Annotated in this window: 12 protein-coding genes; 2 read left to right on the top strand and 10 right to left on the bottom strand. The window is 40.7% G+C overall.

Features of this window, described 5'->3' with window-relative positions; genetic code table 11:
* Positions 1-59: 59 nt before the first annotated feature.
* From ICL16_RS35795 to ICL16_RS35815, 5 genes are all read right to left on the bottom strand, one after another.
* Entirely contained in the window at positions 60-347 is a 288-nt protein-coding gene (locus ICL16_RS35795) for a hypothetical protein (protein ID WP_190836344.1), read from the bottom strand.
* A 229-nt stretch (positions 348-576) separates the two neighbouring features.
* Positions 577-1,494: a DUF1822 family protein gene (locus ICL16_RS35800; protein ID WP_190836345.1), complete on the bottom strand. Its 918-nt coding sequence runs from the start codon at positions 1,492-1,494 to the stop codon at positions 577-579.
* Positions 1,491-2,192: a hypothetical protein gene (locus tag ICL16_RS35805; RefSeq protein ID WP_190836346.1), complete on the bottom strand. Its 702-nt coding sequence runs from the start codon at positions 2,190-2,192 to the stop codon at positions 1,491-1,493. The genes ICL16_RS35800 and ICL16_RS35805 overlap by 4 nt, the downstream gene beginning before the upstream one ends.
* A 156-nt stretch (positions 2,193-2,348) precedes the next feature.
* Positions 2,349-3,347: an adenosylcobinamide-phosphate synthase CbiB gene (gene cbiB, locus ICL16_RS35810; RefSeq protein WP_190836347.1), complete on the bottom strand. Its 999-nt coding sequence runs from the start codon at positions 3,345-3,347 to the stop codon at positions 2,349-2,351.
* A gap of 78 nt (positions 3,348-3,425) precedes the next feature.
* Positions 3,426-3,869: an Rrf2 family transcriptional regulator gene (locus ICL16_RS35815; RefSeq protein ID WP_190836348.1), complete on the bottom strand. Its 444-nt coding sequence runs from the start codon at positions 3,867-3,869 to the stop codon at positions 3,426-3,428.
* A 369-nt stretch (positions 3,870-4,238) separates the two neighbouring features.
* Here ICL16_RS35815 and ICL16_RS35820 point away from each other — a divergent pair, with 369 nt between their 5' ends.
* Positions 4,239-4,652: an AbrB family transcriptional regulator gene (locus tag ICL16_RS35820; RefSeq protein WP_190836401.1), complete on the top strand. Its 414-nt coding sequence runs from the start codon at positions 4,239-4,241 to the stop codon at positions 4,650-4,652.
* A gap of 93 nt (positions 4,653-4,745) precedes the next feature.
* Here ICL16_RS35820 and ICL16_RS35825 read toward each other — a convergent pair whose 3' ends face one another.
* On the bottom strand, positions 4,746-6,650 hold the full coding sequence (locus ICL16_RS35825; RefSeq protein ID WP_190836349.1) for a chloride channel protein: 1,905 nt from the start codon (positions 6,648-6,650) through the stop codon (positions 4,746-4,748).
* Between the two features lie 502 nt (positions 6,651-7,152).
* On the opposite strand from ICL16_RS35825, the gene ICL16_RS35830 reads away from it, so the two are divergent.
* Entirely contained in the window at positions 7,153-7,518 is a 366-nt protein-coding gene (locus ICL16_RS35830) for a hypothetical protein (RefSeq protein ID WP_190836350.1), read from the top strand.
* A gap of 37 nt (positions 7,519-7,555) precedes the next feature.
* Here ICL16_RS35830 and ICL16_RS35835 read toward each other — a convergent pair whose 3' ends face one another.
* The 4 genes from ICL16_RS35835 to ICL16_RS35850 form a co-directional block, all read right to left on the bottom strand.
* A complete protein-coding gene (locus ICL16_RS35835; protein WP_190836351.1) occupies positions 7,556-9,193 on the bottom strand; it encodes an ArnT family glycosyltransferase in 1,638 nt (545 codons plus the stop codon).
* 144 nt (positions 9,194-9,337) lie between these two features.
* Entirely contained in the window at positions 9,338-10,612 is a 1,275-nt protein-coding gene (locus tag ICL16_RS35840) for a recombinase family protein (protein ID WP_190836352.1), read from the bottom strand.
* A 46-nt stretch (positions 10,613-10,658) separates the two neighbouring features.
* Positions 10,659-11,018 (bottom strand): VOC family protein, encoded by a 360-nt coding sequence (locus ICL16_RS35845; RefSeq protein ID WP_190836353.1) that lies wholly within the window; start codon positions 11,016-11,018, stop codon positions 10,659-10,661.
* A 74-nt stretch (positions 11,019-11,092) separates the two neighbouring features.
* Positions 11,093-11,635 carry a Uma2 family endonuclease gene (locus tag ICL16_RS35850; protein ID WP_190836354.1) on the bottom strand — a complete coding sequence of 181 codons (543 nt, stop codon included), beginning with the start codon at positions 11,633-11,635 and terminating at the stop codon, positions 11,093-11,095.
* Positions 11,636-11,698 lie beyond the last annotated feature (63 nt).

Raw genomic sequence — 11,698 nt, forward strand, 5'->3', positions numbered from 1 at the left:
TACTGTACCGTATATAGTGTCCCTTCTTCATAATCCTTTGTGAGTAAGCTTTTCGAGACTTAACGGGAAAAGTCAGATTCATTTAGGTGTTTTCTTACTGCTTCGGCATAAGCTTGATTGGAATGAATTTCTATACTATTTGGTGTTAAACGTACTCCTGGTTGAGGAGCAATGCACGAGCGCACTTCATCTATTTGACGATAGCCAAATTGCCATTGAATATAAGATGTTTCTAATTCTGATGGTAGAGGCGGTAAAGTACCGTCTATATCTTGTGTATTAGTTCTTAAAAGAACGTCGAATCCACCTTGAGAATTGCTTCTGAGTCTCAGCTTAACAATTGCCATAGTCGTTTCCTGTGGTTTAATATTCACCCAAAAACGAGCGCCCAGTTAAGGCAATAAGTCCTAAAAATTGATTCCCTAACATTCACACATGGTTAGATGTTTTTACTCGTTTGGGATATAATGCCGACATATTTACGTTGCAATTGCAGTTTAACTCCAGATATTAGATCAATAGGTTATTAAAAGGTTAAAGGACGATAAAAAAAACATCCCTTTTACTCATCATGGCTCAAACAATAAATTGTTCTGTCACACTGAAGTTTTCCCACATAATTTTGACACTAAACTTTTCTCCAAGTTGACAACTAAACTTAAATTCTATACGATTAGAATCTCTGTTAGTTCGCGCTTCCATACAGGCAGTTTCTGACTGGTCAAAAACAGTTATTTGTAGATTTTCTGGAAGATAAATCCCATTATTACCAGGATAAAGCTGCAAGCAAATATCTATTTTTTCCGTAATAGGTGTTGGCTGTACTACCAGTATTAGTAGTTGCTCAGCTAAATTAATATTCTTAGCGCGTCTAAGAGAATTAGTTATTTTAGTGCTATCTCTAAAACTCTTAAAGTTACTATTTAGCACTAATGCTGCGGGTTGCCAGTCTTGATTAAAGATACCTTCAAGCCAGAGACGTAGGTTAACTAGAGATGGTTCCGGTGAAATAACGGAATTAGTTTCAATTAAATAGAGCAGAGTATCCAAGGGTTGCAATTGTGCTAGATGAATCTTTTTTGGTAACTCATCGGTGGCGATCGCCGACACAAATCCCAGTAGCTGCACTGAGTCTAATTGTTGCTGAAACTGAACAGCTACATAACCAATTCTGTCTGTCACATGCCAACTGAAACTAAAGCCATCCTCACCTGGTAGCACAGGACGACATTCCAGTTTACCTACACCTGGTACAACTAAATCAGCAACATCAAAAAGTACCCTTAAACCTGGTTGCCAGCTATCACCTTGAGTAATATCTGTCTCGATCATCAGCCATTTAAGATAGCTGTGAACAGCGTAGACTGCTAAGGTATTAAGATATACTCGTTTACTTTTTTCAATTGTCGCTTGCTGGGTGGCAAATTCCTTTGCCCAGCGATGAGCATCTTCACTGAGAAGAACAGTGATATATTCAGATTGTGTGTTGGTCATTTTTCGTATCCGTAGTTTAGTCCAATGTCTTGCAATAGAGGTAAGCACCTCCTTTTCCAATGGGCGTAAAGGGTTTGCTCATTGATGTTGAATTCTCTGGCAATGTTAGCGATCGCATCGGGTGGTTCTTGTAAAAGTAAGCGTTCTGCTAACAACTGACAATGGCATTCTGGATGCTTACGCGGATGACAAGCTCTGAGATTTTGCCGATCTTGCAAAATGTGTTTCCTTACCTTCTCACCCAGTCGCTCTTGGTTTGTTTTGTGAAGTTCTTCAATTAGCTCATCTAGTAAATTTATCGTCATTTGAGAGCTAAGCAATCGCTCACTTAAGGGGATTTGATTTCCATTATCATTACTAATAGTTTTATCTAAGCTAATCTCACCTGGATTCCTCCCCCTATAATCTGGATGCCTCCTGCTATACAAATCTTGAATTCTCCATTTGAGGTGTCCATTGATCCAAGCAGTTAAACTTGCTTGTAGTGATGGGGGACGCTGCTCAAATTGACAAATGTTGCGACATACCCATTCCCAGGTTTGATTCAAAGCTATGGGATAGTCGGGATGATGATCTTTGTAAAGACCTGGTAATTGCTGTATGGTTAACAGTAGTTGATTGAGAACTCGCCGCCGCTTTGGAGATGACTCGCTATGCTGACATAACTCCTGAATGAGGTTTTGCAGTTGTTCATCCACCGCAATGTTCCTCCCTAGTCTGAGCAGTTCGCCTTACTTGGGCAGGGTACTGAGTTTGGGGTATGGGGACGTACTTTAAGATACAGATAATACGCAGCACTTGTTTCCACCACTTTGTCGAGGAATATATTCTTCTATCACCCCGAATCTGACTTTTTATGAAAACATCGCACAAATCAAATCCCCGACTTCTTCAAGAAGTCGGGGATTTAGAGCGCAAGCCACTCCCAACCACAGCAAAAATGCGATTCGAGTTAATTGCAATGCCTTTTGAATAATAATTGGAGTAATCGGATTAATGACATCTCCCAATAAAGGTTTGTCTTTCGCCACCCCGCGATACCAATTCGTACCTCCCATCTGCACACCAAAAATAGCAGCGTAGGCGCACTCACTCCAACCAGAGTTGGGGCTGGGATCTTTTATTGCATCTCGACAACAAATACGCCAAACATGTTGTGGTTTTCCAGATAAAAGCGCTAGAGTTATCACTGTTAATCGACAAGGAATCCAAGTTAGATAATCTTCACTTTTGGCGCTAAACCACCCTAAATAAGTATATGGTGCTTGTTTGTAGCCCACCATTGAATCAAGAGTACTGCTAGCTTTGTATGCTAAAGCCAGAGGAGTTGCGCCTACTCCAGGGATAAAAGCACCAACAATGGCATAAAAAAGAGGAGCCATCACTCCGTCAGTAGCATTTTCTGTAACTGTTTCTAGTATTGCTCGCAAAATTTCTGGTTCTGTTAACTTTTGTGTATCTCTTCCCACGTAATTACTTAAAATAGAACGAGCTTCTGTGAGCTGCCCTAGAGTTAAAGGTTGTAAAACAGATTCGGCAGCTACTCGTAAACTTTTTAAAGCAAAACAACTAGCTAAAAGAATAATTTCAGTGACAGTTCCCAAAAGTGGATGTAGCCATCTAGCAGTTTGAATCATCCATATGCTGCTTAGGGCGCTACCGAATATGAGGAGTAGAGCTAGAGCGATCCCTGCTATTCGCTGTGTGAGAGGATGATGACAGTAAGTCAAAGTAAATTTACTCAGACGAGTAATTATCCACCCCATAACTTGTACAGGATGAAGCCAACCACGCGGATCGCCGATCAAATAATCTAGAGTAGCAGCAATGATTAAAACAACAGCTTCAGTCATTAGTCAATAGTCCTTTGTCCTTTGGGAATAGGGAATAGGTAATAGAAAAAATGATGACCAATGACTAATGACCAATAATTAAACCACAAAATTTGCTTCTTCTCCAACAGAAGCTTGCCAAGAGCGGGCGTCGTAATAAAGATCGGCCAGAGTTATGCTGTATAAAGCCTCTTTAAGTTTTTGGTGTAGTCTTTGCCAAAGACTAAAAGTCACCCAATCTTCTGTTTGTGCAGGGGTTGCTTGATGATGTGGCAACGGTTCTATTGTTTCACCAACAGCTTCTAAAATTTCTCCTAAACAGATTTTATGTGGTTCTCGCGCTAGTTGATAACCGCCAATGCTGCCACGACTAGATTTGACTAACCCTGCACGACGCATTTCTATTAGCAGTTTTTCTAGGTAAGGAGCTGGCATATCTTGGCGTCTGGCAATTAGTTTTACAGATGCAGGACCATAATTGGGTTGTAAACTCAAATCTAGCAACGCCTTGACACTATAATGTCCTCTAGTCGTTAATTTCATATTGGCGCTTAATTAAAAAAAATGATGCCAATGACTAATGAGCTATGACCAATGATTCAGCTTTGCTTATCATTGTGTTGCCCATAATCCCTATTTTAGGGGTAGCCTTCCCTCCTGGTTGCTGGTAGCAATCTTGATCAAATACAGTGTAGCAGTCATTCACTAACTATAGTTATCACCATTGCCACTCTCTTTAAAAAAAATTTTTTGTTGGCAATAATGCTAATCCCGCAAAAATTCCCAAGTAGATGCAACATAATTTGGGTGAAGTGGCAAATAAAAATTAAATTATTCTGTTCGTCAACGCTCAACCTCAGCTAAAATAAAATCGATTCAAACAATTTGACCATTCGTTTTCGCTCTAAGTTGATGGCTAAACAGAAAAAAATTGAACCCTTAATCGGTGAGGAACTGCTCGGCAAAGTCAAAGAGCTAGAGAACCTTAGTAAGGAAGAAAAAGCTAAACAGTGCGGCTACTATACCGTTACCAAAAACGGTATAGAGCGCGTCAATATGATGAAATTCCTAAACGCTCTAATTGATGCTGAAGGCATACAATTAGATAGCGCACCCAGTTTAAATGGGCGGGGAGGACGCAGTGCTAGTTATAGAATTAGCGTGCAGTCTAACGGCAACTTACTCATCGGTTCGGCTTACACCAAACAGATGAACCTCAAACCAGGTGATGAGTTTGTAATTACTCTGGGCAAAAAGCACATTCGTTTAAGACAAGTAGACGCAGAAGATAGAGAAGAGGCAGAATACCTAGAAGCAACTGCTTAAATAGTCTATGGGAGGCTCATGGTTAATGGTTAATGGTTAATGGCGAGAGCGCGGTCTAACAATTAGCAATCAGCCATGAGCCATTCCCTTTGACTACTGACTCAGAGCTACACCAGTTTTCAGGGAAATAGGCAAATAGCGGCGAAGAGCCTTGCGTGTAACAGCAACATTACAAGTCAAGGCAATTTGCTCTCTTTCTAGCAAACCTAAAATGCGTTCATGGTTGTCACGAGCAACCACAGGTAACTGATTCAATCCTCTAGGAGCCATCCGATCTAATGCCTCAGATAGAGGTTCATCCCTATAGGCATAGAGAATTTCAGTGGTACATATATCCATGATTGTTTGATTGGATAAATTACTAGGAAATTCTCCGGGTGGATTTTGGTAAGTTTCCCAAATAGAAAGGGTACGGTTAATATCTTCTAAAGAGACTAGCCCAACCAATTGCCCTGCTTCATCAATTACTAAAGCACTCAGGGAGCGATCGCTTGTCATTTCCAAAGCTGCCTCCACAACTTTCATGTTTGCTGGCAGCTTTTTCGGACTAGAAACCATAGCATCTTCTACTAAAATTTGCTGTAAAATTTCCGCTTGTTCGTCTTTCAACTCAGAAAGACCAATTTGTTGTAAGTTAGAATTAGAGTTAGAAGTAGGTTTAAGCCGTTCAATCAGCCACACACTTAAACCAACCGCCGCCATCAACGGTAAAACAATTCGGTAATCTCGCGTTAATTCAAATAGTAGTAAAATTGCAGTTAACGGCGCTCTCACACTAGCAGCTAACACTGCCGCCATTCCTACCATTGCGTAAGCAGGGGGAGCAGCCATCAAATCGCTAATGGCAGGAGCTAGATTTGCCAAAATTTTGGCGTAAGCTGCTCCTAAAGAAGCACCCAAAAACATTGCTGGGGCAAATAAACCACCGACGAAACCGCTACCAGCACTAATTGCTGTCATGAGCAGCTTAACCACAAGCAATACAATTAATAGACTCAGAGAAAACTGCCGATCTTGAAGCATTGCTTCCACAGTGCCATAACCGATACCTAAAACTTGTGGCAAACGTAAAGCTACTATACCAACGATCGCACCACCAATAATTGGATGAATCGGGTTAGGAATACGAGCGAGCCATCTTAAATAAGGTATCTTTCCATCAAAGCAGGCTTTTGCTAAACTAATCGCTTGAGCATAGGCAAGCGAAACCACACTTGCCCATAAACCTAAACCGATATAAAGTGGTAATTCCAAAGGACTGCGCACTTGGTAAGCAGGTAAAGCAAAAGCCGGTTGTGCGCCCAAAGCAATGTGAGAAATTAACGCTGCTACAACTGCTGCTAGTAACACTACACTAACAGCAGAAGTGGCAAAAGATGTTGCTCCCAACACTACCTCCAGAGCAAAAAACACTCCGGCAATCGGGGCATTAAATCCAGCAGCTAAGCCAGCAGCAGCCCCAGCGCCTAAAAGCAAACGTCGTCGTTCTTGGGATACTTGAAGAGCTTGAGAAAGCAACACACCAAAATTTGCCCCAACTTCTACACTTGGTGCTTCGGGGCCTAAAGAAGCACCGCTGCCCAAAGACACCGATGCTGCTATCATTTTGGTTACAGGACGAAGTGGACGATTAAATTCTCCTTGTTGAGAAGCGGCAATTAGCGTTGACAGCCCAGGACCAAAATCTTGGGTGCGCCAGCGCATTAATCCGACAATTAATCCACCCAGGGTAGGTACACAGGCTAGAGTCCAAGCTCCCCAATTGCCTATGACACCCATAAAATTTTCTAGCATCAGGTGGTGAATTAGATCGATTAAATAGTGAAAAGTGACAACTCCCATACCACTACCACCACCTATAAGTACAGCTAATAGCAGCACGATGGTTTCTGGAGATGGTTGAAAACGGTTGAGTAGATGAGTTAAATGAACGGAAGGAAAAGGAAAAACAGATTGTTCCATTACCTTCCTCAACTGTGTAGGAGGTAGGACAGTCATTGATAGCCGGAGTAAATTTAATAAAAAATTTAAATTTGTGTCTCACATTTTATTGTGAGCGATCATCTAGCCCTCAGACAAGTGAATATTTTGCACAGCCTTGTTTTTACTTGAGAAAGCCAGCGGCAGCTATGCAGAGGAGCCATGCCTTGTGCAAAGCTTTGGTAAAAAATCTGCTCAAACTCCAAATTTTTGTCTGGACAATGCTTAAATGGGAGAGAATTAGTAGTTAGTAGCAGTCTTATAGAGTAGCAAGGAGCCATCTTGATATATATCTAGCTATACTCGTGTTGTGCAACCCCAAGCGCGTTTATTATAGAAATTGGGAACACATGGAAGCATGTGGAATTATTTGCCACTAAGCATGTTTATTGTGGGAACACAGATACCATCTCTATGATTCATGGTTTATATCAGACTATAGCCGATATACCCATGTTTATTGAAAATGCTATGTAGATATGTCTCCAGAGCGAGTAAGTGGATTAGGCGGACGAGTTAAATGAATACACACACTTTTGATAATCATTATGTTACTTGCCCAATTTGCCAAAAAAATGCTACCCCCAAACTAGTAAAGACTTGCACAGGATTATTTAATTGTCCGTACTGCCAGGAAAAATTAGTAGTATGTCAAAGTGGTCACTATGTTCGTGACCCATTTATATTAAGACAAATAATTATGTCATCTTCGCTACGTCGTCAAAGCCGACCTGTAGCTAGAATTTTAAGAGATTTTGTCCTCCTGCGCCCAATGCTAGCTTTGGCAGTAGGAGGTGCTATTGTTTTAGGTATGATTACTATAACTCAACAAAATACAAGCTTTGAAATTAAAGCTCTGCCGAAGACGGAGAGATTAGGGGAGTAGGGGAGTCTGTGAGTAGGGGAGTCTGTGAGTATTAAAGTTAATTTTCTCCCTCACTGCCTTTCTCCCCCACTCCTTTTGTTACCAGTGTCCAACTTTCGGCTTTGTCAATTACTTTGATTGACTCTAGTTTGATTTCAGTTAAGGCAGTATCGTTGAGTAGAAAGTAGGGTTGTTTGTGATTTTGCCAAAAATGTTCTAATTGAACATGGGTTGCGGGTATAATAGTACGTTGACTATAAAAGTTTAGCGATGGGCGATTATGAGGATATGAGGTGTAAACCTTTGTACTTGATGGTGTTCCTCTTTTCAAAATTGTCGCCACAGGTTTAACTGGATAAGTTTCTGCTAATTCCCATACCCAATGATCGGATATCATAAATAGCATCAGTGCTAGATAAGTTCCCCATAATAAAATTATCAGGAATTGTTTATCAGCTCTTTGTGCTAATATGGCGGCTAGAGCCATAGTGGCAGCTACTGTAGCAAAAACTATTTGTAAGTCTGGTTGTGGTTGTGTACCCCAACCAAAATAAATACTCCCACCACCTGCTACTATAGATAGTGTAAATAAAAGAACTACCCAAGGACGGGGATAAGGCGTAAGCACAGGTAAATTTTCTATCTCCCCACACAAAGCGCCAATAGCTAAGGCGAGGCTGGGGTAAATTGGAAATACATACCACGGCAGTTTAGTTCCCATCAGGGATATACTGACTAAATATACAGCACTCCACACTAAGACAAGTTTTGCCCAGCTCAGGTTACGATTTTCCCAAGCTAAACGCAGACTATGTGGTAAAAAAAGTAACCATGGCCATGTGTATTTAAGAATTTCGAGAATATAATACCAAGGTTTTCCAGCGTTACCTTCAACAGGTTTCCAAACACGACTAATGGATTGATCTACCAAGCCAGTGGAGGTAAAATTATCACCATACTCGATCCACTGCGCACTAAACCACAACGCCACAGGTATACAACCAATGAGTATGGCTATCCACATGTAGCGACTGGTAAGTAATCTTGGTGTATCCCAAAACAGAAAGATAATTGCGATCGCCCCAAATAATATACCAAGAATACCTTTTGTTAAACAAATTAACCCAAAGGCAATGCCTATACCTAAACAGTAACGTAAATCCCGACGCGATCGCAAAACACACAACAACATCACGAGCAAAAAAAATACTGCTGCCCCATCTAACATTGCTAAACGTCCATGACGTACCACAGGTAGCATTGTTAAATAAATTAGGGCGCTATATACTGATGCCCACCGTTGACGAAATATCTCCCGACCAATACAGTATAATAATGGTACACTAAAAGCTGTCAGTAATGCTCCGCTGATCCGTGTTGTCCATTCATTCATACCCCCCAAAGAGTAAGCCCAAGCAATCAACAGATGCATGAGCGGTGGTTTATTATGATATGGTTCACCACCTAAAGTTGGGTAAAGCCAATGCAGAGAACCTAAAGGGGCTTGCCAAATTTCACGTGCAACTTGTGCTACAGTACCTTCATCCCAATCTCGTAATGGTAACCCACCTAAATTTATTGTAAACATTAATACTGCTGCTAACAACAGTACTATCATCCATAACTGATCTACTCTTTGATCAACTGTACGATACTGTTTTTCCAGACGACCCCAAATAAAGCTTACGAATTGCATAATATAGGACAATCATTTTACTTACTGCTTAGATTACACACAGACGCTTTGTCGCCTCAAATGTTGCTAATTGGTAACAATCTGCGCCTCCTGTACCAAAATTTCGGCTGTACAGACGTTCCGCCGGAACGTCTGTACGATTTATTAAAAAATAAAAATTACTCGCAATTCTTGATGAGGACGAATAATCTCAATTTGTCGAATGAATTCACGAAAGTAAAACCTTCGTTCTGATTCTGACAAATCTAACCAAAATTGCGGTATGGAAACAGCTTGAGCAACAGAACGCAAATTAACTGGTGGTAAAGTCGCTAGTTGAGCCAACAGAGCAGATATTTCTGTGCGGAGTTTATATGCTCTTAGCTTTGCTGTTTGGGTATCTAACACCCCACTCTCGATTAAACCAGGCAACTGCTCAAGAATTTGTTCTTGACGAGCAATGGACTGACATAAACTATTCTTAAGCTCATCTAATTGGGGAAAATTCATGGATGCTACCGCTAGAGGTAAATCGCGACAAATTACTTCTATGGTATTTTCTAACACCTCTTGATAAGATATGGCACGACATTTTGGGCATTTTGGACAACTAATAGGACGTAAATAAAGATACTCTTTGTCTTTGTTACGTATAGTAACACGAGTAATTGTCATATGTGACTGACATTCACCACACACAACTAAACCAGCAAGAGAACGAGGTGCGCTCTTCGTGCGAGGCGATAAATGACTGTTACGCCGCAATAGTCGATCAATTTGTGCTGCTTCAGAGCGAGAAACGATCGCCGCATGAGTGTTGGAGATAATTTCCCCATTGTGATATGCTGTATCCCCACGGTACACTGGGTTAGTCAACCAGCGTCTACCTGTCGTCACAGAAATTTTCTTACCGTATTTTTTTGCTATGTATCTAACTGCTCCTCTAAGAGAACCATAGAGCAGAAATTTTTCAAAAAAATCTTTAACTATTGTAGAAGTACTGCGATCTATGATATACTTGTATTCAGATTTGCGATAACCATAAGGCGCTCTTCCAGGAGGGGGAAGAGTTTCTAGTCGGTTACGAGCATGTCCAGCGCGGATAAGTTGACTGCGGTGCTGTTGATGGATTTCATGTGCTAATTTGAGCAAATCAGCGCGAATCGTAGAACTGTCAGATGCAACAGCAATAACTGACACACCCATCTTTTCTAGCTGAGCAAGTGTATCGTTTACAGTTTCTAAAGTATCTCCTAATTCGGCAAAGCTAGGAATTAATAAATAGTCAAATGGCTCGGTTTGACAGTCATGCAATAATTGAGTAAGTTGCGATCGATCACCCAAATCTTGATAAAATCGATCCACATCCCATACCCAAGTAGTAATATCGAAGGCTGGTTCTAACAGAGGATTGGTGTAAGAGTAAGCGACAATCTTCATTTTTTTAGATTCAGCATTTATTCTCCCCTACTCACAAACTCCCTCATTACTGTTGACTTAGTTCAATAATATTACCATCTGGGTCTTGGGTGAAGAGGGCAGATCTACCAGAAGCGCTGGATTGGATAGGGCAGTTATAATATAGTAGTTGTGCGCGAGCTGCTTCCAAGTCAGTTACAGAAAAAGCGATATGGCGATTGCGCCCCCACTTTTCGTTTTGAGTTTCTTGGTTAACATTTGGCGCGGCAATTAAGTGAAGTTGATATTCACCGATTTGATACCATGTACCAGGGAACTTGAGAGCGCGATCAACTTTGGCTAATGCTAGAATTGTGCCATAAAAATGCTCAGACCGCTCTAGGTTAGTAACGGTAATAGCTGTATGAAGACACTGAGTTATTTGCATTGTTTTATTATAGTAGATCTCGTAGATACCCGACTTCTTTAAGAAGTCGGGTATCTAATCCCTATGAATGTACATCAGCTTAGTAACTCATCAACAGCGACACTAAAACCTTTCAACACACTTTGAGTGCTAATAATCTCATTATTCGTAAACACAAGTCGTTGAGTTTGTGTCATTACAATAATCCAGCGATTTTCTGGAAACACCAGCCAGACTTCTTCGCTACCAGAATATAAATATTCTTGAGCTTTAGTGATTACTTCTTCCGCCAAATCATGATGGGAGACAATTTCTGCAATTAGTGGAAAACTCTGAGGAAACACAGAAGGTTCTCCAAATCTAAATAGTAGTTCTGATGTAAGATAGGCAACATCAGGTGAACGTCCGTGTTTACCAGTGCGACAGGGTACATGGGTATAAACTTGTCCCCCTATTGCTCTAGAATCATTGTAACTTCTCCAGTAGAAGTATAAGTTCCCTTGAATTCTTCTTTGCTTAAGAGTTGCTGATTTTTTTTCGATAACTTGGCCATGTACCCATTCAGTATCATTGATTGGGTTATGCATCCAACCTTCTAACGAAAAATCTTCGGTTGTAATCACTGTAGAATCTTCCATTATGATTAATTCTCCTTTTTTACACTAGTAGTTAATCTAAGTTTTGATTATCATGCTTATAAT

Origin of the sequence: Iningainema tapete BLCC-T55, assembly GCF_014698965.1 — a bacterium.
GTDB lineage: Bacteria > Cyanobacteriota > Cyanobacteriia > Cyanobacteriales > Nostocaceae > Iningainema > Iningainema tapete.